Origin of the sequence: Shewanella sp. BJSY2023SW001, from assembly GCF_047314685.1 — a bacterium.
In the GTDB taxonomy this organism is placed as follows: domain Bacteria; phylum Pseudomonadota; class Gammaproteobacteria; order Enterobacterales; family Shewanellaceae; genus Shewanella; species Shewanella indica.
This window is the reverse complement of the sequence record NZ_JBKORF010000051.1, coordinates 51,235-72,268: the sequence shown is the minus strand read 5'-3', so window position 1 is coordinate 72,268 and position 21,034 is coordinate 51,235. Positions and strand designations below refer to the sequence as shown.

At 55.5% G+C, this 21,034-nt stretch carries 12 protein-coding genes; all 12 read left to right on the top strand.

Annotated elements, in window-relative coordinates:
• Nucleotides 1-186 precede the first annotated feature (186 nt).
• Nucleotides 187-699, top strand: coding sequence for a MarR family winged helix-turn-helix transcriptional regulator (locus ACMHXH_RS11745; RefSeq protein ID WP_039034750.1), 513 nt, complete (start codon nt 187-189; stop codon nt 697-699).
• 340 nt (nt 700-1,039) lie between these two features.
• A complete protein-coding gene (gene malQ, locus ACMHXH_RS11740) occupies nt 1,040-3,304 on the top strand; it encodes a 4-alpha-glucanotransferase (RefSeq protein ID WP_335908607.1) in 2,265 nt (754 codons plus the stop codon).
• Nucleotides 3,279-5,549 (top strand): 1,4-alpha-glucan branching protein GlgB, encoded by a 2,271-nt coding sequence (gene glgB / locus ACMHXH_RS11735; RefSeq protein ID WP_083399824.1) that lies wholly within the window; start codon nt 3,279-3,281, stop codon nt 5,547-5,549. Before malQ ends, glgB begins: the two co-directional genes overlap by 26 nt.
• Nucleotides 5,549-7,894 carry a glycogen debranching protein GlgX gene (glgX, locus tag ACMHXH_RS11730; protein ID WP_335911932.1) on the top strand — a complete coding sequence of 782 codons (2,346 nt, stop codon included), beginning with the start codon at nt 5,549-5,551 and terminating at the stop codon, nt 7,892-7,894. Before glgB ends, glgX begins: the two co-directional genes overlap by 1 nt.
• Complete coding sequence (locus ACMHXH_RS11725; RefSeq protein ID WP_233962727.1) at nt 7,887-10,427, top strand: glycogen/starch/alpha-glucan phosphorylase; 2,541 nt, start codon at nt 7,887-7,889, stop codon at nt 10,425-10,427. The genes glgX and ACMHXH_RS11725 overlap by 8 nt, the downstream gene beginning before the upstream one ends.
• A gap of 33 nt (nt 10,428-10,460) precedes the next feature.
• Nucleotides 10,461-11,729, top strand: coding sequence for a glucose-1-phosphate adenylyltransferase (glgC, locus tag ACMHXH_RS11720; protein WP_025889422.1), 1,269 nt, complete (start codon nt 10,461-10,463; stop codon nt 11,727-11,729).
• Complete coding sequence (locus ACMHXH_RS11715; protein WP_335911928.1) at nt 11,729-13,333, top strand: glycogen synthase; 1,605 nt, start codon at nt 11,729-11,731, stop codon at nt 13,331-13,333. Before glgC ends, ACMHXH_RS11715 begins: the two co-directional genes overlap by 1 nt.
• A gap of 120 nt (nt 13,334-13,453) precedes the next feature.
• The gene (locus ACMHXH_RS11710) at nt 13,454-16,510 is read left to right on the top strand and encodes an EAL domain-containing protein (protein WP_039034752.1); all 3,057 of its coding nucleotides are present in this window, start codon (nt 13,454-13,456) and stop codon (nt 16,508-16,510) included.
• A gap of 53 nt (nt 16,511-16,563) precedes the next feature.
• The gene (locus ACMHXH_RS11705) at nt 16,564-17,832 is read left to right on the top strand and encodes a DEAD/DEAH box helicase (RefSeq protein ID WP_144361684.1); all 1,269 of its coding nucleotides are present in this window, start codon (nt 16,564-16,566) and stop codon (nt 17,830-17,832) included.
• A 98-nt stretch (nt 17,833-17,930) separates the two neighbouring features.
• Nucleotides 17,931-18,278 carry a hypothetical protein gene (locus tag ACMHXH_RS11700; RefSeq protein WP_144361685.1) on the top strand — a complete coding sequence of 116 codons (348 nt, stop codon included), beginning with the start codon at nt 17,931-17,933 and terminating at the stop codon, nt 18,276-18,278.
• A 119-nt stretch (nt 18,279-18,397) separates the two neighbouring features.
• The gene (locus tag ACMHXH_RS11695; RefSeq protein ID WP_335911922.1) at nt 18,398-19,495 is read left to right on the top strand and encodes a CobW family GTP-binding protein; all 1,098 of its coding nucleotides are present in this window, start codon (nt 18,398-18,400) and stop codon (nt 19,493-19,495) included.
• A 175-nt stretch (nt 19,496-19,670) separates the two neighbouring features.
• Nucleotides 19,671-21,032, top strand: coding sequence for an MATE family efflux transporter (locus ACMHXH_RS11690; RefSeq protein WP_039034754.1), 1,362 nt, complete (start codon nt 19,671-19,673; stop codon nt 21,030-21,032).
• Nucleotides 21,033-21,034: the final 2 nt, after the last annotated feature.

Below are 21,034 nucleotides of genomic sequence, written 5' to 3'. Positions count from 1 at the left end.
TTTGTATCAACAAAAGATGAATAATTTGTTGATCCAAAGTTGCATTTGGCGGTGCTGACATTTTGGGAAATTCAGCTATTGAGTCGATGGGCTATGAGTTTGCCGGGCTTTTCTGATAAGCTGGCGCCTTTCGGCTACCTGTGATTTCAGTAGCCCTTTTCGAACCAGTGTGAGTAGGAAGTATTCATGGAAAAGTATGAGCAGTTATTAATCTCGCTGCGCAAAGTGATCCGCGCCATCGACCTGCATTCCAGGCAGCTGAGCAAGCACTCGGGCCTCACCGGACCGCAGCTTATGGTGATGCAGAAAATCGCTTCCATGGGATCGCCGCTCGCTAAACAGGTGGCGACCGAGATCAATCTGAGCCCTGCTACAGTCACCACCATCATCGACCGTCTGGAAGCCAAGGACTTGGTCATACGTCAGCGCAGCCAAACCGATAAGCGCAAGATACACCTGTTGCTGAGTGAGTCCGGTGTTGCCTTGTTGGGACAGGCGCCCAAACCCTTGCAAGAGCACTTTATCAAGCGCTATCAGGCGCTGGAGGCCTGGGAGCAGAGCCAGCTCTTGTCTGCGGTGGAGCGGATTGCCACCATGATGGATGCCGAAGAGTTGGATGCCGCCCCCATGCTGCTGGTGGGACAAATTCAGCCGAGCGATGAGCCGGAAGCTGTGACCCCAAAGCAAACCAAGAGCTGAGTTTTCCTCTTTACAAGCGGGTCGCCGTCAGCGACCCCAAGATTGACTTCTGTTTGAACCCCCGTTTTCCCCCTGGTTGCCAATCCCGGCTTTTGTCGGCGATGTCTTGCACTCAATTGGTGAAAGATTGCACACTCTTGAGTCATTGGTGCAACTCATTTACCTTTGCTGCCTTTTGAGAGACGCTCGCCAAGCATCAGGGTTAATTTCATCAAGTTGCTGAATTGAATCATTAAATACTTGTCACTTGGCTGACACACCTCTGTCTTATTGCTGTTATTTTACCCTGGCATGCTATCTGCTCACAGGGAACTTAAGGTGATTGGCGTGGAGTGCTGAGATGGGACTGGAGAAGTTGCTGTATCTGCAAGGGATAGGGGACGGCTTCAGCGATAGCTATGGGCGTTTTTGCCCTACATCGGCCGACACACGCAAACAGATCCTCTGCGCCATGTGTGGCCCTATACCCGAAGATGCGAGCGAGCTTTGGATTGAGCAGCGGATCCATCAGCTCGATGCCGAACCCTGGCAGCAGCTGTTGCCTTCATTTCAGTGGTGTTATCTCGACAGTCTCAGTCTGAGGTTCAGACTCGAGGCGCAGTCTTTGCTATCCAAGGCGCTGCAGCTGACGCTGACGAGTGAGCTGGGTGAGGAGTTTGTTGTCAGCTTTTCAGCGGCAGACTGTCCGGTGCGTGGCGATTATCGTATCGGTGAGCGCTGCTATTTTGAGCACGAGCTTAAACTGGACGAGGTTTCCGGTAACTGTGGCATTGCCGCCGGACTTGGCTACCACAGGGTGTCTTTATCCATCATTGAACGTGATGGCGATGAGAAGCTACTTGCTGTTGGTACCTTGATGGTAGCGCCAAGGCAGGCTTTCCAAGGCGTATTGCAAAAAAATACGGCGCGGCAAACTGAGCCTCATCGCAGGCCCTGGGGTGTCAGTGTGCAGTTGTTTTCTCTGTGGCAGGAGGATACTCCCGGCCCTGAGGCAATGGGCGACTTTGGAGCCTTGCTGAAGCTGATAACCCAACTGGCCCCCAAGGGGCTGGACTTTATTCTGCTTAATCCCCTGCATGCGCTGGCGCTCACCGAGGATGCCTCCCCAAGTCCCTACAGCCCAATAGACAGACGCCGCCTGCACCCCTTGTATATCTCGCCGCTGCTTTGCGCCGAAGGGACGGCACCAATCCGTGATGCTGAATCTTTTGCCGAGCAAACGGCCTTCAGCCCCTGGCTGGACTATGCCCTTGTCAACCGTGATAAGTGTGCCCGCCTTAAAGCAATGTGGCAGCGTTTCAACGCTTTGCCCAAGGATGCTCCCAGGCGCCTGGGCTACGAAGGTTTTGTGCGTCGGGAGGGACTGGCGCTGCAGCACTATGCCCGGGAGCAGGCGAGTTTCGCCACCGGAGATTGGCCCGCAGATGCCAGCTTTTATCTCTATCTGCAGTTTGTTGCCGAAGAGCAGCTGGCTTTGTGTCAATCCCGCGCCATAGAAGCCGGCATGAGTATCGGCCTTATCCGGGATCTGGCTGTCGGCACTGTTGGCAGCGGCACTGAGGTGAGTCAGCATCAGAGTCAGTTTTGCCAAGGTGCCAGCATAGGGGCGCCGCCGGATGCCTTTGCGCCCCAGGGGCAGAACTGGGGGCTGACGCCTCTGGATCCCGTCGGTCTCAAGCAAGCGGATTTTAGCCATTTTATTGAGTTGCTGCGCACCAATATGCGCCACAGCGGTGCCATTCGGATAGATCACGTGATGTCGCTGTTTCGTCTCTGGTGGTGGCCGGCCGAGGCCGAAAACCAGATTGAAACTGCAGTCGAAACTGAGTCTGGCAAGCCTGAAGGCGCCTATGTCTATTACCCCTTCGATACCCTGCTGGCGATTTTATTGCTGGAGAGCCAGCGTGCCCGCTGCCTGGTGATTGGCGAAGACCTTGGTCTGGTGCCACCGCAAATCTTAGCGCCGCTTAAGCTTGGCGGGCTGTACTCCAATGAGCTGTTCTATTTTTGCCGTGAGCAGCAGGATTTCCCCGAGTTTGGTGGATTTCGGCCGCCAAATGACTACAAGCCAAACGCCATCATGATGCTGAGCAACCATGATGTAGCGCCGCTCAAAGCCTGGCTGGAAGAAGAAGATCTCAGGCTCAGGCGGGAACTTGGTTTGCTGGGTGCTGAACAATACGCAAGGGAAAGCGATGACCGCCGCAGGGATATTCAGGCTCTTGAAGTTTGGCTCTCGCAATTTTATCCCTTTGAAAACAAGATAAAAGTTGCACTTGAGCCGGACTCTGTCACCTATACCCAAAACGTGATCCATAACCTCGCCGTTACAGTCGCCTCGGGGCGCAGTGCGCTTTTCAGCCTGCCGCTGACAGATCTGCTCGGCGATAAGGTGGCGGTCAATATCCCGGGCACCAGCGCTGAGTATCCCAACTGGCGCCGACGTTATTCGTTGGCCGTGGAGCGCCTCAATGATTCTGAGCTGCTGCAAACCTTGCTCAGGGATATCCGCCGGGTGCGCGAGCAAAGTTGCTGCGCTGAGCCGGAGCGGCTTCGAGCTCAATCAACAGGAGATGCAGATGAAACAGCAAATCGCCGCCAATGAAACCGCGCCGCACTTTAGTGAGCCAAAGCAGGAAAGCCTGGTCCCGGAACTGGACTTTGCCGCCGCCTGCGCCTTGGCCGAAGGGCGCCATGGCGATCCCTTCGCCTGGCTCGGAATGCATCTGGTCGAGCAAAATGGCCGCAGCCGCTTGCTACTGCGCGCCGTGCTGCCCGGCGCCGCCGCTGTCGAGGTGCTGGATGCGAAAACCGGCCGTAAGGTAGCCGAGCTTAACCCTGTCGTTGGCGCCGAGCCCCTGTTCAGTGGTTTTATGGGGCGCAGGGTAAAACCCTTCGACTACAGGCTCCGCATCAGCTATCCCCAGGCCGAGCTGGTGCTGGACGACCCTTACCGCTTTGATGCTTCGCTCGATGAGCAGGCATGTTTTCTCTTCAATGAAGGCAGTCTGCTGAAGGGCTGGCAGTTGCTTGGAGCCAATTGGCTGGAGTGCCAGGGCGAAAAAGGTGTGCGTTTTTGTGTTTGGGCTCCCAATGCCAAAAGCGTGTCTTTGCTGGGGGATTTCAACCATTGGGACAGGCGTCGCCACAGTATGCGCCGCCACCCGGCCTCAGGTCTTTGGGAGCTGTTTTTGCCGCAAATCCAGGGCGGTGAGCACTATAAATTTTTGCTGCAAACCCAGGATGGCAGCTGGCTGGAAAAGGCCGACCCCTGCGCCAGACAGATGCAAGGTGCGCCCCACAACGCCTCGATAGTGCCGATGGCGGAAAGTGATTGGCAGTGGCAGGACAATGATTGGATGGCCGCCAGGGCGCAAAGCACCTGGCACCGACAGGCGGTCAGTATCTATGAGCTGCACCTGGGGTCCTGGCGGCGTAACGGCGAAGGTGGTTTTCTCAGCTACGCAGAGGTGGCGGAACTCTTGGTGCCTTACCTGCAATCTCACGGTTTTACCCATGTGGAATTTATGCCGCTGAGTGAATACCCCTTCGACGGTTCCTGGGGCTATCAACCCGTGGGGCTGTATGCTCCCAGTCACAGGTTTGGCGATCCCGAGGGGCTTAAACTGCTGGTTGATGCCTGCCACAGGGCGGGTATTGGTGTGCTGCTCGACTGGGTGGCGGCGCACTTTCCTTCCGATCCCCACGGCCTGGCGCATTTTGATGGCACTTGTCTGTATGAACATGAAGATCCCCGCCGTGGCCGTCATCCCGATTGGGACACCTTGATCTACAACTATGGCCGCAAAGAGGTGCAGAGTTTTCTGCTCAGCAATGCCTGTTATTGGCTGGAGGAGTTTCATTTCGATGGCCTGCGCCTCGATGCCGTGTCCTCCATGCTCTATCTGGATTACAGCCGCGAAGAGGGCCAGTGGCAGGCCAACGAATATGGCGGCCGTGAGAATTTGGAAGCGATAGCCTTTTTGCAGCAGCTCAATACGCGTCTCTACCATGAGTACCCGGGGATCATCATGATTGCCGAAGAGTCCACCGCCTGGGATGGTGTCAGCCGGGATGTCGCTGCCGGCGGCCTGGGGTTCGGCTTCAAATGGAATATGGGCTGGATGCACGACACCTTGGATTATCTCACCAAGGAGCCGGTACATCGCAGCTATCACCACGGGCAACTGACTTTTTCCCTCATCTATGCCTATACCGAGCAGTTTATTTTGTCGCTGAGTCACGATGAAGTGGTGCATGGCAAGCGCGCCTTGTTGGAGAAGATCCCCGGCGATGACTGGCAGAAGTTTGCCACACTGCGGGCTTTTTACGGTTTTATGTGGGCTCATCCGGGGAAAAAGCTGCTGTTTATGGGCGGCGAGTTTGGTCAGCGGCGCGAATGGCAACATGACTTTAGCCTCGACTGGCACCTGCTGCAGTATCCGTCTCATCAGGGACTCAGCGATTGGGTGCGGGACCTTAACCACTGTTATCGCCGGCAGCCGTCATTGTGGCAGTGTGACGGCGAGCCGCAAGGGTTTCGCTGGCTCGACTGTAACGACAGTCAGCACAGCCTGCTGGCGTTTGCGCGTATCGATTCTGACGGCAACATGGTGCTGGTTATCTGTAACTTTACCCCTTGTGTCAGGGAAGGCTATCGACTGGGATTGCCAGAGCCCGGACGTTACCGCGAGCTGCTCAACAGCGACAGCGCATTCTACGGCGGCAGTAATCAAGGCAACGCCGGCGGTATGGAAGCCGAGGAGATCCCCTGGCAGGGCATGCCATATAGCGCGCTGATCCGGGTGCCGCCCCTGGCGAGCGTCTATTTCGCCTTGGAGCGTGGCTGATGCAGATGCTTGCAGGCAAACCCTGGCCTCTGGGCTCAACTCTGGTACATGAAGCCAATGGCGAGCCGGAAGGGGTGAATTTTGCGCTGTTTTCGGCTCATGCAACCCGGGTAGAGCTGTGCCTGTTTGAATTCAAAAATGGCCAATGGCGGGAGTCGGGCCGTTTCGAGCTTATGCCGTCCTCGCAACAGGTGTTCCATGGTTTGCTGCTGGGGGCCGGTGAAGGACTCTGCTATGGCTATCGGGTGCATGGCCCTTATCAGCCTCAGGAAGGGCACAGATTCAATTCGGCCAAGCTGCTGCTGGACCCTTACGCCAGAGCCTTTTGTGGTCGCTGGCAGTATGGGCCCTGGCAACTTGGCTATGCCAGAGTCGATGAGCAGGGCCGGCCATTGGCCGCTGTGTGCCATCCGGGGGGGGCTGAATCCCCAGTACCAGGGACCCCAGAGCGGGAGTCCGGCAGCGGCGGAATAGGTGATGACTTATGGGCCGATCCCTGTGACAACGCCTGGGCCATGCCCAAATGCCAAGTGGTAGCCGATACCCGCTTTACCGGCAAGCGCTTACCGGGCGGCCAATGGCGTAATGAAGTGATCTACGAGATGCACCTCAAGGGCTTCACCGCCGCCATGGCCGGGATCCCCCCTGAGCTTCGCGGCACCTTTGCCGGTTTGGCGCACCCGGTGGCGATAGCTTATCTCAAGTCGCTCGGGATCACCTGTGTCGAACTGCTGCCGGTGCAGGCCTTTCTGTCCGAGCCTTTTCTGCTGGATAGCGGGCTCAGCAATTACTGGGGTTATAACAGCATAGGTTTCTTCGCTCCCCATGGGGCATATTCGGCCTCTGACGATGCCATTGGCGAATTCAAGCAGATGGTCTCAGCCCTGCATGATGCCGGTATCAAACTCGTGCTGGATGTGGTCTTCAATCACAGCGCCGAGGGTAATCGTCAGGGGCCGACCGTCAGTTTTCGCGGCTTGGACAATCTCAGCTACTACCGTTTGCATCCGGCAGATAAGCGTTTTTATATCAATGACTCTGGCTGTGGCAACTGCCTGGATATCAGTCATCCAAGAGTCGTACAGCTGCTGATGGACTCGCTGCGTTACTGGGTCGATATCATGGGGGTGGATGGCTTTCGTTTCGATCTGGCCACCAGCCTTGGCCGTGAGACGCAGGGGTTCAGCAATCGCGCCGGATTGTTCGATGCCTTGCTGCAAGACCCTGAACTGCAGCAATGTGTGCTGATAGCCGAGCCCTGGGACATAGGCCCGGGCGGTTATCAGTTGGGGCAGTTCCCCAATCGCTTTGCCGAATGGAACGACAGATATCGCGATACCCTGCGGCGTTTCTGGCGCGGTGATGCCGGGCTCTTGCCCGAGCTTGCCAGGCGCCTTTCCGGCTCCGGCGATCTGTTTGAACACTCGGGGCGCGGCCCACAAAGTTCAATCAACTTTATCTGCAGCCATGATGGTTTCACTCTGAGAGACCTGGTGAGCTATCGGGAGCGGCACAATCAGGCCAACGGCGAAAACAACCGCGATGGTCACCATGAAAACTTCAGTGCCAACCATGGCGTGGAAGGCGAGAGCAAGGATGCCGCCATATTGGCCTTGAGAGCGCGCCAAAGCCGTAATCTGCTGGCGAGTTTACTGCTCTCCCAGGGCACGCCCATGTTGCTGGCCGGCGATGAGTTCGGCAACTCCCAGAGCGGCAACAACAACGCCTATTGTCAGGACAACCCATTGGGTTGGCTCGATTGGCACAGGGAAGATACTGAGCTCGGCGCCTTTGTTCGCAAGCTTATCCATATCCGCCGGGATTGCGGTTTTTATGACAGCGATGACTATGTTCACACCGATGCCCTCCAGGCTCCCAGAGCCCTGGCTTGGTTTGCCGCCTCCGGCGAGGCCATGACACCCGGCCATTGGGGCGAAGTCCAGTGCCGCAGCTTACAGTTGATGCAGAGCCGTCAGCTCAATAAGAGCCTTCAGCGGGCAGAGAGCCGTCAGCGCAATAAGAGCCTTCAGCTGAGCAAGAGCCATCAGCTGAGCAAGAGCCATCAGCCCAATATGAGCCCTCAAGGAGAAAACAAACTTCAGACCGAAGCCCTGCTGATCCTGCTGCATGCCGGTGACAGCAACAGCCATTTTTGTCTGCCATCTCCGCCGCCCGGAGCCGGTGAGCAGTGGCAACTGCTGCTTTCCAGCGAAGCCGGACGGGATGAACAGCAATCCTGCTATCCCACAGCTTCATCTTTCGCCGTTGCCGCCTTCAGTTTTCAGCTGCTGGCCGCAGGTGGCCGTTATCTGTCGTCCTCAGCCAAAGGAGCCAGCCATGACTGACACTTCAAGGAATAGAGTCAAGAGCCGCAGTAAGAGCCAATCGACAACAGCATCAAAAGCCGCATCGCCAATCGCGCCCGCCACTCAACAAGCCCCAGGCCATCTGGCGCACCATGACTGCGAGCCCTGTGATTCACTGCCGGCGGCCTTTGCCAGACAGCTGAGATACGATCTTAACCGCAATGAGCGCAGGCCTCAGGAGCTCTATCAGGCGTTGGCCCTGAGCGTCAAAGAGCAGCTGTTGGACGATTGGTGCGCCAGTCGCAGCCAGGATGCTTTGTACCAGCGCAAACAGGTGGCCTATCTGTCGCTGGAGTTTTTGATGGGCCGAAGCCTGGGCAACGCCTTGCTCAATCTGGAGCTGACCGACGAGTGCCGGGAGATGCTGCAAGGCTATGCGGTAGCGCTTGAAACCCTGCAACAGCAAGAGCATGACGCCGGTCTGGGAAACGGCGGTCTCGGGCGGCTGGCGGCTTGCTTTATGGACAGCTGCGCCAGTCTCGGGCTGGCGGTCACTGGCTATGGCATTCGTTATGAGTACGGCATGTTTGCCCAGCAGATAGTTGATGGTTACCAGCAGGAGCAGCCGGACCGCTGGCTCAGGGATGGCAACCCCTGGGAAGTGCGGGCCTCACAGCACAATGTGACAGTGCCTTTCTTTGGTCATGTGCAGAGTCATGTTGACCGCGATGGCCGTCGGCACAGAGCCTGGGTGGATACCCAGGATGTACTGGCGGTTGCCTATGATATGCCGGTGCCGGGTTATCGCAACGGCCGGGTCAACACTCTGAGGCTTTGGAAGGCCGAGGCCACGGATGAGTTTGACCTTGCCGAGTTCAACCAGGGGGATTACACCGAAGCCGTGGCGGCCAAGAATCTGGCCGAGCAGATCACCATGGTGCTGTACCCCAATGACAGCAGTGAAAACGGTAAAGAGTTGCGGCTGCGGCAGCAGTATTTCCTGTCCTCTGCCAGTTTGCAGGATCTGTTGACGACCTGGGTTGCCAACAAAGGCCGGGACTTCAGTGAGTTTGCCAAGTTTCATGTGCTGCAGCTCAATGATACCCATCCGGCGATTGCGGTGCCCGAGTTGATGCGCCTGATTATCGACGAATATCAGCTGGAGTGGCAAGCCGCCTGGGACATAGTCAGCCACTGCATGGCCTACACCAACCATACCTTGTTGCCGGAGGCGCTGGAGCGCTGGCCGGTGCGTATGTTCGCCCAGATGCTGCCGCGTATTCTGGAGATCATCTATGAAATCAACGCCAGATACCTGGAGTTGGTGGCGCATCACTGGCCCGGCGACGTGTCACGTCTGCGGCAGATGTCCATCATAGAAGAGGGGGATGAGCCCCATATCCGTATGGCCTATCTGGCAATAGTGGCCAGCTTTTCGGTCAATGGTGTGGCGGCGCTGCACTCAAGGCTGTTGACCACAGGGCTGTTTCGGGACTTTTACGAACTCTGGCCGCATAAGTTCAACAACCGTACCAATGGCGTGACGCCCAGGCGCTGGCTGGCTCACTGTAACCCCCGTTTGACTGCGCTCATCAGCAGTCGCCTGGGGCAGGATTGGCTGAGCGACCTAAGATGCCTGACTGCCCTCAACGCCTTTACCTCGGACAAGCCATTTATTGCCGCCTGGCGTGAGGTGAAGCAGGCCAATAAACAGGCGCTGGCCGAGCTGGTGGCGCAGCGCTGCCAGGTGAACTTCGACCCCTCCATGATGTTTGATGTGCAGGTTAAGAGGATCCACGAATATAAGCGGCAACTGCTGAATATCATGCATGTGATCCATCTCTATCAGCGGATTGTCAGTGGCGATACCCAGGGGATGCAACCACGCTGCGTCTTGATTGGCGGCAAGGCGGCCCCCGGTTATGCCATGGCGAAACGGGTGATCAAATTGGCCAACAACGTGGCTCATATGGTCAATGAGGATCCCAGAGTCACTCCTTGGCTCAGGTTTGCCTTTTTGCCCGACTATAACGTCAGCGCCATGGAGGTGATCTGCCCGGGTACGGATTTGTCAGAGCAGATATCCACCGCCGGCAAGGAAGCCTCGGGCACAGGCAATATGAAATTCATGATGAATGGCGCCCTGACCATAGGCACTCTGGATGGCGCCAATATCGAGATGCTCGAAGAGGTAGGTGAAGACAACTTCTTTCTGTTTGGCCTCAATGCCCTGGCGGTGGAGGAGCTCAAGGCGCACTACTGCCCGGCGCAATATATAGCGTCCTCGGCGGCGCTCGGCGGCGTAATGGCGTTGCTCAAAAGTGGGCACTTTAATCTGCTGGAACCGGGGATCTTCGACCCCATCATAGCCGCCATTGAGTCGCCACAGGATCCCTGGATGCTGGCGGCCGATTTTGAAACCTACCGTCTGGCCCAGCTGCAAGCCGCCAAGGCTTATCAGGACCCTCAGCGCTGGACCGCCATGAGTATTCGCAACACCGCGGTCAGTGGCCGCTTCTCCAGCGATGTCACCATAGCCGGTTATCGCGACCATATCTGGGGCGCGCAGTGAGCGCCTTTTTCTGTTAATTGGGAGCACGCTTTTATGCCGAATCCGAGTCCGCGTTATATCAGTAACCTTACCCGTGAAACCTATGCCCTGATCCTGGCCGGAGGCCGGGGTTCCCGCCTCCATGAGCTGACCGATTGGCGGGCCAAGCCTGCGCTCTATTTCGGCGGCAAGTTCAGGATCATCGACTTTCCGCTGTCCAACTGCATCAACTCGGGGATCCGCCGGGTAGGGGTGGTGACCCAGTACAAGTCCCATTCGCTTATCCGCCACGTGACCCGCGGCTGGGGGCATTTCAAAAAGGAGTTGGGGGAGTCGGTGGAGATATTGCCGGCGTCTCAACGGTATTCGGACAACTGGTATCAGGGCACGGCCGATGCTGTGTTTCAGAATATAGACATCATACGTCACGAGCTGCCGCGCTATGTGATGGTGCTTTCGGGCGATCATATCTACCGCATGGATTACGCCGGTCTGCTGGCCGCTCATGCCGAGTCCGGCGCCGATATGACGGTTTCCTGTATGGAGGTGCCGGTGGCCGAAGCGGCCAACGCCTTCGGGGTGATGGAGGTGGATAGCAGCAACCGTATTTTGGGGTTTGAAGAGAAACCGGCCCAACCCAGGCCCTTGCCGGATAACCCCGAATCCTGCCTGGCATCTATGGGCAACTATGTGTTCAACACAGAGTTTCTGTTTGAACAGCTGAAAAAAGATGCCCAGAACGCCGATTCCAACCGGGATTTCGGCAAGGACATTATCCCGGCCATCATAGAAAAGCACCGGGTCTATGCCTATCCGTTTCGCAGCGCTTTTCCCAACGAGCAGGCCTACTGGCGCGATGTGGGAACTCTGGACTCTTTCTGGCAAGCCAATATGGAACTGTTGTCGCCGACTCCTGCGCTCAATCTCTATGACGCCAAATGGCCCATCTGGACCTATCAGGAGCAACTGCCGCCGGCCAAGTTTGTGTTTGACGATGATGACAGGCGCGGCATGGCGCTGGACTCTGTGGTTTCCAGTGGCTGCATTATCTCTGGTGCCACTGTGCGCCACTGCGTTCTCTTTAATGAGGTCAGGGTTTGTTCTTACTCAGAGGTGGAAGACTCGGTGATCCTGCCCGATGTGGTGGTGTTGCGTCATTGCCGGATTCGCAAGGCTATTATCGACCGGGGCTGCATTATCCCCGAGGGGATGGAGATAGGCTTCAACCATGACCACGACAGGGCCAAGGGTTTTCGGGTCTCGGAAAACGGTGTGGTGCTGGTGACCCGCGACATGTTGGGACTGCCTGTGGGGTACGAATAATGGTGGCGAAAGCAAAACTGCAGGTGTTGATGTTGGCGGCGGAAAATGCCGCCTTGGCCGGTGCCAAAGTCGGTGGTATGGCCGATGTGCTGGCCGAGTTGCCTTTGGCGCTGCAAAGCCAAGGCGTGGCGGCGCATATCATAATGCCGGACTATGGCTTTTTGGCCAAGGAGCAGGGGGCCGATTTTCTGTGCGAGTTTGAATTTGCTTTCGGCGCAGGCACCACCCGGGCTGGGCTGTATCGGATCGCTAATCCGGCGGTTCAGCCAGGTTCCCAGGGATTGTGGATCTATCTTCTGGCTCATGAAGGTTTTTGCGGCGTTAAGCGTGAAGTCTATAGCCTGGATGGCCCTGAGCGCCCCTTTGCCACAGATGCAGGCAAGTTTGCCCTCTTCGGCGCTGCTGTTGCGGCGGCGTTGAAACAGGGGTTATTGCCGCTGCCGGACAGGTTTCACCTGCACGACTGGCACTGCGGCGGCTTTGCCATGTTAAGAGCTCTGGATCCCGCCTACTGCGGCCTATCAAAAGTGCCCTGCATCCTCAGTATCCACAATCTGGCGATGCAGGGGGTGCGGCCGCTTGCCGGCGAGGCATCTTCCCTGGCGGCCTGGTATCCCTGGCTGTTGGCCGAAGGGGCAAATCCCAAGCTGCAGCTGGCGCTGGATACCCGCTACCCCGGATGTATCAATCCGCTGCGGGCGGCGATTCAGTTCAGCGATGTCATCCATCTGGTCTCGGCGACTTACGCCAAGGAAGTGCTGCGCCCGTCACAACCTGAACAGGGCTTCTTTGGCGGTGAGGGATTGGAGGCTGAGCTGCAGGCCAAAGCCAAGCTTGGCCAGGTGTTCGGCATTCTCAACGGCTGTGACTATCAAAAAGGATTACCGCTCGCTGCCGGCAAGCGGCGGCAACTCAAGCTGCAACTGCCCAAGATAGCCACAGAGGCATTATTGAGTAAACTCGGGCGCAGCGATGCAGTGACGCCGGCCGATATGATTACCCAAATCCGCTTGGGGCAGATATCTGAGTCACCGGGAATGCTGCTGACCTCGGTTGGCAGGCTCACTGAACAGAAGTTACTCTTGCTGTGTCATCCCTGGCAGGGCAAGACAGTGCTGGAAGAGCTGCTGCTAAGGCTGGCGCAGTTCAGCGACAGCGCCTGTTTTTGGCTGCTCGGCAGCGGCGATGAGCAGATAGCGGCACTCTTTGGTCGCATCGCCGCGAGTAACAGCAATTTTCGCTTTATCAATGGTTATCATCAGGAGCTGGCCGATGCCCTCTATCAATGTGGCGATCTGTTTGTGATGCCCAGTTCTTTTGAGCCTTGTGGTATCAGCCAGATGCTGGCTTTGAGAGCAGGCCAACCCTGTTTGGTGCATGCCACAGGTGGGCTGGCCGATACCATCAGTGACGGTGACAATGGCTTGGTATTCGCAGGGATTGGGCTGGATGAACAGGCCAAGGCGCTGCTTGACGCCCTGTCCCGGGCCTTGGAGCTCTATCCCACTGCCAACTGGAACGCCCTTAGAAAAAGGGCCTCCGCCAGTCGCTTCTTATGGCAAGACAGTGCCCAACTTTATTTGAAGTTGTTATATAACGCCTGAATTTTCGGCAGCAATGAATGCTGCGCCGAGGTAAGCGCATAAATTAGTCAGGTTTCCAAAGGTGCTCTGCTACACTAGACCTGTAGATTTCTTCTTTGTTATTCACAGGCTTGGGAATAGATGGAACAGAGCATTTTCCTTCCTTTGGCACAAAATGCCGCTTTTCTGCTGGCATTGGTATTTATTTATGATGCTATTCCCAGACAACAACAACGGGACTACTTCCTGCTGTGGCGCTTGTTAATAGGCGTCATTATCGGTGGTATCTGTATTGCTTTGATGCTCACTCCCTGGAGCTATGAGCCGGGGATTTTCTTCGATAGTCGCTCTGTACTTTTAAGTATTTCAGGCCTGTTTTTCGGCGGTTTGCCAACCCTGATAGCGTGCAGTATTGCAGCCGCTTTTCGTATTTATCAGGGGGGCGGCGAAGGTGTTTGGATTGGCGTGGGAGTGATTCTCTCTAGTGGTTTGCTTGGTCTACTTTGGCGCAGGCGACGCAAACAGTCCCTCGCCGATATCGGCTACCCGGAGCTGGCCGGCTTTTCCCTGCTGGTGCATCTGGTGATGCTGGCCTGGATGTTGCTGCTGCCCTGGGAAACCGCCAAAGGGGTGCTTGCCAGTATCAGTTTACCTGTACTGACTTTGTTCCCACTCACCAATGTGTTGCTTGGGCGCTTGCTGTCGCGGCGACTGGAGTTTGAGCGCGACAATCGCATTCGGCTGCAGGATGACTTTTTGTTTCGCTCCCAGTTCAATATCGGCAATATAGGGATTTCGATTACTGCGCCGGATCAACATTGGCTCAAGATAAACCCCCATATGAGCAAAATGTTGGGTTATACAGAGCAGGAACTGACGCAATTGACCTGGTCTGAAATGACCCATCCCGATGATTTGCCCGCTGATATGGCGCAATTCAGGCGGATGCTGGACGGTGAAATCGACGAATATGAGATGGAGAAACGTTTTATCTCCAAGGCTGGTCATTATGTTTATACCCATATGACTGTGGCCTGTCAGCGCCATCATCAACAGGTGCAGCTGGTGATTGCCGGTTATATCGATATCACCTCGGCCAAGTTGGCTGAGCAGGCGAGTGCCGCCAGTCGCGAACAGTTGGAACTGGTGTTGCAAAGCGGTCAACTCGGCTTCTGGGATTGGGATCCCATCAAGGATACAGTAGTGCGTAACAAACGCAGCGCCGAGATCCTTGGTTGCTCGCTTGATAACCTCAATGATAACAAACGTCTGTGGCTAGATGGTATTCATCCCAAAGACAGAGACTGGGTGCTGCGTTCTTTGGATGATCATCTGGCCGGAAAAACAAAGCAGCACCAGGTGCAATACCGGCTGATCCGCCCGGATGGAGAGTTGCGTTGGGTACAGGACACCGGCAAGGTGGTTAGCCGTGATGAAAAAGGACGGCCGCTTAGGGTTTGCGGTGTACATGTGGATATTACCGAGCAAAAACAGCAGGAAGCTTCCCTTAAACTGGCGGCGTCCGTCTATGAAAACTCCAGTGAGGCGATGAGTGTGCTGGATGAAGTCGGCACTATTATGACGGTTAACTCGGCATTCAGTGCCATCACGGGATATCAAGCGGAGGATATTCTTGGCAGCAACATAGACATGCTCAAATGTGACGATCATGGAGAAGTGTTCTATCGTGAACTAAGTCAGGCGCTCGGGCATAAGGGGCGTTGGCAGGGCGAAATGTGGCTTCGTTGTTACGATGGCCGCAAGATAATGATCTGGCTCAGCATCAACACTATTCATAGCACGGATGATACGCCGCTGAGAAGAGTGGCGCTGTTTTCCGACATTACCGACAAAAAGCAGAACGAGCGTCTCATCTGGCGTCAGGCCAACTATGATGCCCTCACGGGCTTGCCAAACCGACGTATGTTCACCGAGCACCTGGGCAATGAAATTCGCAAGGCTGTTCGTCATCAACAAAAATTTGCGCTGCTGTTTCTGGATCTGGATTTTTTCAAGGAAGTTAACGATACCCTGGGCCATGATATGGGCGACCTATTGCTGGTGGAAACCTCAGAGCGACTGCAGACCTGTGTCCGTGAATCCGATGTGGTGGCCAGGCTTGGTGGCGATGAGTTCACTCTATTGCTCTCGGATGTGCAGGATCATAACGGGGTTGAGCGGGTTGCCAATCATATCCTCAGTAGTCTGGCCGAGCCCTTCAAGTTGGGCGATGAGACCGCCTTTATCAGTGCCAGCATAGGTATTACCCTTTTCCCAGATGATGGACAAACGGCTGAATTGTTACTTAAACATGCGGATCAGGCCATGTACGCCGCCAAAGACCAAGGCCGTAACCGCTTCAACTATTTCACCGCCTCAATGCAGGAATACGCCAGATACAGGATGCGGCTTATTCAGGATTTACGTCAGGCTCTTGAACGAAATGAATTCGAACTCAGGTTCCAACCTATAGTCGAGCTGGGCAGCGGTCGGGTGTTCAAGGCCGAAGCCTTGCTGCGCTGGAATCACAGTGAGCGCGGCAGTGTCTCGCCGGCAGAGTTTATCCCTATTGCAGAAGACACTGGGTTGATTTTCGATATCGGCAACTGGGTGTTTGAACAGGCGGCGCGTCAGAGTGCCGCCTGGCGCAAGGCCTATGGCCGCGAGGTGCAGATTAGTATCAATAAGTCGCCAATCCAGTTTCGCGACGAGGGTAACCGTTTTGCCGAGTGGCTGGAGCTGTTGGCAAGTCTTGAGGTGTCCGGCTCCGGGATCTGTATAGAGATAACTGAAGGGTTGTTGCTGGATGCCAAAATGGGGGTCAGTGATAAGTTGTTGGCCTACCGGGATGCCGGCATTCAGGTGTCGTTGGATGACTTTGGTACCGGCTATTCTTCCTTGGCGTATCTGAAGCGGTTTGATATCGACTATCTCAAGATAGATCAATCATTTACACGTAATTTGGAAACAGATGAGAGCGATTTGACTCTCTGTGAAGCCATCATAGTGATGGCGCACAAACTGGGGATGAAGGTAATAGCCGAAGGGGTGGAGACTGCCGGTCAGGCCGAGATCTTGACTCGTATAGGTTGTGATTATGCTCAGGGGTATCTGTATTCCCAGGCATTGGATATCGAAGGCTTTGAGCAAAAATATCTTGGTAAGCATCAGGTCATCGGCAGTGGAAAAGTCAGCTGATAACTTGTGTTTGCGCTATACTCGCCGGCCTTTTTATGTTTCAGGTGTTGAAGATGCAGTTTTCTGAAACCCAGCTGCCGGGGCCGCTGCTCGAAGCCGTTGCCCAGTGCGGCTATCGTGAGCTGACGGCGGTGCAGCAGCAGGTGTTGCCGGCGGCATTGGCCGGGCGGGATATTATGGCTTCGGCCCAGACAGGTACAGGCAAAACAGCGGCCTTTGGTTTGCCGCTGTTGGCCGCCTTGATTGATGAGTGGCAGCAACTGGGGCTCGCTGAGCCTGAGTATGGCGCCGCGCCCAGAGTGCTTATCCTGACACCAACCCGCGAGCTGGCACAGCAGGTGGCAACTCAGTTGGATAAATATGCCGTCCATACGCCATTTCGCATTCTGGCCATTTTCGGCGGCGCCAACTTCAACCCTCAACGTAAGGCGATAGCGGCCGGTATTGAAGTGCTGGTGGCGACGCCGGGGCGGCTGTTCGACCACCTTAGCCAAGATCATCTCAGGCTGGATAAGGTTAAGACCCTGGTGTTGGATGAGGCGGACCGCATGTTGGACCTGGGGTTCTTACCGGATATTGAGCGTCTGGGGCGCTATCTGCCAGCCGGGCATCAGACCATGTTGTTTTCTGCGACCTTCCCCGAGGAGGTCAAGCGCCTCGGGCATAAGTTGCTTGATAAGCCAGAATGGTTTGAAGTGGATAAAGAGCGCCGAACTCAGGCGCAGATCCAGCAAAAGGTGTATCCGGTAGACTATCGCCGTAAAGCCGAGTTGCTTGCCGAGCTTATTGGCCGCAATAACTGGCAACAGGTGTTGGCTTTTGTCAGTACCAAGGAGAGCGCCGAGCAGTTGCAGCAAGAGCTGAAACTCGACGGCATCAAGAGCGCCTGCTTTCACGGTGACAAGACTCAGGGCGCCCGCAGCCGTGCTCTGGCGCAGTTCATCGATGGTGAGATTCGGGTATTGGTAGCAACCGATGTCGCGGCCCGAGGCCTGGATATTCCGGCCTTGCCAAGGGTTATCAATCTCGAGCTGCCATCCCAGGCTGATGACTATATTCATCGCATCGGCCGTACCGGCAGAGCCGGGCGCAGCGGCGAAGCCATCTCTTTGGTGAGCCCGGCCGAAGAGCAAAAATTGGCTGAAATAGAAGCCTTGCTCGGTTACAAGCTGCCAAGAGAAGTACTGCCGGGTTACGAGAAGGGAGCGCCGTTGCCGGAGCGTTATTTACAGCCTATAGAGAAGCCCCGACATGCCAAGACTCACAGGGGCCATAAACCCGGTCGCAAGGGCCAGGCTCCGAAAGGGCCAAGGCGCAGATAGATTAAAAAAGCCTGCTATACTCAATGCGTTGCCTCAATAAGCCGTCGGCAGCGCAGCCCCCTTAGCTTAAGGAATAGTAAAGGTATCAGGAGATGAGTATGTTGCGAAAATTAGTGATCTTGCTGTGGTTGAGTATGCTTGTGGCTTGCAGTTCTACCCCCAAAGATTGGTCCGGTATGAGTTCAACCGAGATAGCCTCCTGGAAAGAGGCTGGCTTTGACTCCCGAAGCGCCCAGCAGTGGCATGTTGCCGGTTTCGATGCCTCAAGCGCAGGCGCCTGGCAGGATGCAGGCTTTAAACTCCAAGATGCCAAAGAGTGGCACTTGCAGAGTTTCTCTGCGGCCGAGGCCAAGGGCTGGCGCGCCGGTGGCTTTGACTTGGACGATGCCATTGAGAACCGTGCCAAAGGGCTGACACCGATAGTGGATCACGAACTCAAGCCTTAAGGTTTACAGAAATGGGCGCTATTGGCGCCCATTTTGCATCTGTTTACAATTTCCAGCTAACTCTTTCCCTGCTTGGGTTACACTCTGTTGCCTCAATGCTGTAAGGAATGGAGTCACAGATGATCCTTAAACCCGTCGCCACCAATCTGATAACCGGCTTTCTCGGCTCAGGCAAAACTACCTTTATCAAAGCGCTGCTGGCCAATAAGCCCGCTGGTGAGACCTGGGCGGTATTGGTCAATGAGTTCGGTGAAATAGGAATAGATGCCGGCTTGATGGGGCAGAGTGACTCAGGCGTTGTGATACGAGAAGTACCCGGTGGCTGTTTGTGCTGCGCCGCCGGGGTGCCGACTCAAGTGGCAGTGACCCAGCTGCTGGCCCGGGCCAAACCCGACAGATTGCTGATAGAGCCTACCGGCCTTGGACATCCCAAAGAGATTTTGAAAACCCTAAGCTCGAAACAGTTTGCCGAAGTGCTCAGCCTCAAGGCCAGTATCTGTCTGTTTGACCCGCGCAAACTCAGTGACAGGCGTTATACCGAACATGAGAACTTTCTCTCCCAACTGCAGATAGCCGATATCCTGATGGCCGGCAAGCAGGACCTCTGGCAACACCAAGCGCCAATGGCTCTGCCTGGGGATAGGCCGCAAAGTGATCCGGGGAGTGATCAGCTAAGTGAACAGATAGCCGCCTTTATTGCCGCTCAGCAACTGGAAGGGGAGCTGTTTTACTGGTCCAAAGAGCAAAAGCTCAGCGATGAATTGTTGCGAGCGCTGGCTAAGCCGGCAAAGGCCAATTTGAACGTTAAAGCCACACCCATAGGCGCCGGGCTGCTGCGGCAAAATGCCGGTGTGTTTGCCATCAAGCCACTTGATGCCGACTCACAAAGCCCCGAAGCACCCGAGTGGGACGCTCGCGGCATAGTGTTCAAGAGTAATAAAGGCGAGGGCTGTTACAGCTATGGCTGGATCTTTGCTTCGGATTGGCTGTTCGATCTCGAGCGCCTCTATCGCTGGGCCAAGGCACTCGATGTGGTGCGGCTAAAAGCTGTGATGATCACCAAAGACGGCATAGCGGCACTCAATATGCTCGACGGTGAATTGAGTGTTGAAGAGCTCGATGATGCCATGGATTCCAGACTGGAAATCATCAGTCGCGCCCCCTTGCAGCCTGAGTCTTTGGAGCAGCAACTGCTTGCCATCAGAGTCGCCGAATAACTGCCTGTTCAAGGCGGTGGCATCCTGGCTGATAACTCGGGTACAATCCGCCATTCACTTTTCTAAGGTGATTAATTTCGGAGCGCTAATTTGAAAAGAGGCCGAGTAGGTGCCTCTTAATATGGCCTCTGATATCGAACTTATGGTTTAACACCTTCGATGTTGAGAAAGCGTCATGACCCAAAACAGCGTCTCCCAGACTGAGCAGGATCTCGCCTTACTGCAGCAGCCGGTCAGTAAACTCTTTTGGCGTTACACAGTCCCCACAGTGATGTCCATGTTGGTGACCGGAATTTACGTCACAGTAGATGGGATGTTTATCGGCCATTACCTGGGAGAAACAGGTCTTGCGGGTATTATGCTGGCTTACCCTGTGGGCGCCATTCTTTATGCGATCGGTGCGCTTTTGGGTATGGGGGGCGCCGCGCTTATCTCCATCAATCTTGGCCGCGGTGATGTCGCCAGGGCCAGAAAAATTCTCGGCAACACCTTTAGTCTTTGCCTGTTGAGTGCGCTGGTGGTGTCGCTTGCCGGAACCATGTTGACCGACGATATTCTACGCTGGCTGAAAGCCGAAGGTGAGGTCTATGAAGGTGCCTACCAATACCTGTTCTGGTACTTTGCCTTAGGTATTTTCCCCATTATCTCCATGGCCTTCTCGGCGCTTTTGCGTAATGACGGTCGCCCCAGTTTCGTCACCTGGATCCTGGTATTTGGAGGTGTGCTCAACACTCTGCTGGATTGGCTGTTTATTGTGGTCTTTCCCTTCGGATTGACCGGTGCCGCCATTGCTACCATGTTGTCCCAGGCGGTCACCGGCGGCCTGTGTCTGCAACATTTCTTTGGCAAGCGCACCCGGCTTAATATCGACTGGCAGCAGATGAAATTGAGCCTGGAGCTGGTTTGGGAAATCGTTAAGTTGGGGATGCCCAGTTTCCTGATGAATCTCTACCTGTCGATTGTCTTGACCATGCATAACATGGCGCTGCTCTGGACCGGCACTTCGCTGCATGTGGCCGCCTATGGCGTGGTGAGTTATACCGAGGCCCTGTTCTATTTTGTGTTTGAAGGCATAGCCCTCGGCACACAACCCATTCTCAGCTTCAATGCCGGTGCCGGTCAATATGACAGGGTCAAGCAGACTGCCAAAATGGCATTTTCCGTTACCTTAATCTGCGCCTTGCTGGGATTGGTGCTTATCTACAGCCGCCCGGAATGGATGGTGTATCTGTTTGCCGGTGACAACCCGACCCTGGCCCCGGTTGCCATTGAAGGCATGTATCTTTATTTCTGGGGCTTGCCGATGGAAGGTTTGATTTTGGTGGGCGCCAGTTTCTTCCAGGCCATCAATCGTCCGGCCGAGGCCTCGATACTCACGGGCAGCAAGTTGCTGCTGATAGGCCTGTTCCTCTGGGTATTTGCCTGGGCCTTTGGGGTGCCGGGCGTGTGGATCTCCTTGGCGTCCTGCAGCAGCCTATTGTGCCTGTGGATGTTCTACAGCTTAAAGCGCACCAAGGTGGCATTACACCAACCTTGAGG

Excerpts from the sequence above, each read along its gene's own strand:
- ACMHXH_RS11745 (WP_039034750.1), top strand. The coding sequence starts at position 187 with ATGGAAAAGTATGAGCAGTTATTAATCTCGCTGCGCAAAGTGATCCGC.
- ACMHXH_RS11710 (WP_039034752.1), top strand. The coding sequence starts at position 13,454 with ATGGAACAGAGCATTTTCCTTCCTTTGGCACAAAATGCCGCTTTTCTG.
- glgB (WP_083399824.1), top strand. The coding sequence starts at position 3,279 with ATGAAACAGCAAATCGCCGCCAATGAAACCGCGCCGCACTTTAGTGAG.
- ACMHXH_RS11690 (WP_039034754.1), top strand. The coding sequence starts at position 19,671 with ATGACCCAAAACAGCGTCTCCCAGACTGAGCAGGATCTCGCCTTACTG.
- ACMHXH_RS11705 (WP_144361684.1), top strand. The coding sequence starts at position 16,564 with ATGCAGTTTTCTGAAACCCAGCTGCCGGGGCCGCTGCTCGAAGCCGTT.
- ACMHXH_RS11725 (WP_233962727.1), top strand. The coding sequence starts at position 7,887 with ATGACTGACACTTCAAGGAATAGAGTCAAGAGCCGCAGTAAGAGCCAA.
- ACMHXH_RS11695 (WP_335911922.1), top strand. The coding sequence starts at position 18,398 with ATGATCCTTAAACCCGTCGCCACCAATCTGATAACCGGCTTTCTCGGC.
- glgX (WP_335911932.1), top strand. The coding sequence starts at position 5,549 with ATGCAGATGCTTGCAGGCAAACCCTGGCCTCTGGGCTCAACTCTGGTA.
- glgC (WP_025889422.1), top strand. The coding sequence starts at position 10,461 with ATGCCGAATCCGAGTCCGCGTTATATCAGTAACCTTACCCGTGAAACC.
- malQ (WP_335908607.1), top strand. The coding sequence starts at position 1,040 with ATGGGACTGGAGAAGTTGCTGTATCTGCAAGGGATAGGGGACGGCTTC.
- ACMHXH_RS11715 (WP_335911928.1), top strand. The coding sequence starts at position 11,729 with ATGGTGGCGAAAGCAAAACTGCAGGTGTTGATGTTGGCGGCGGAAAAT.
- ACMHXH_RS11700 (WP_144361685.1), top strand. The coding sequence starts at position 17,931 with ATGTTGCGAAAATTAGTGATCTTGCTGTGGTTGAGTATGCTTGTGGCT.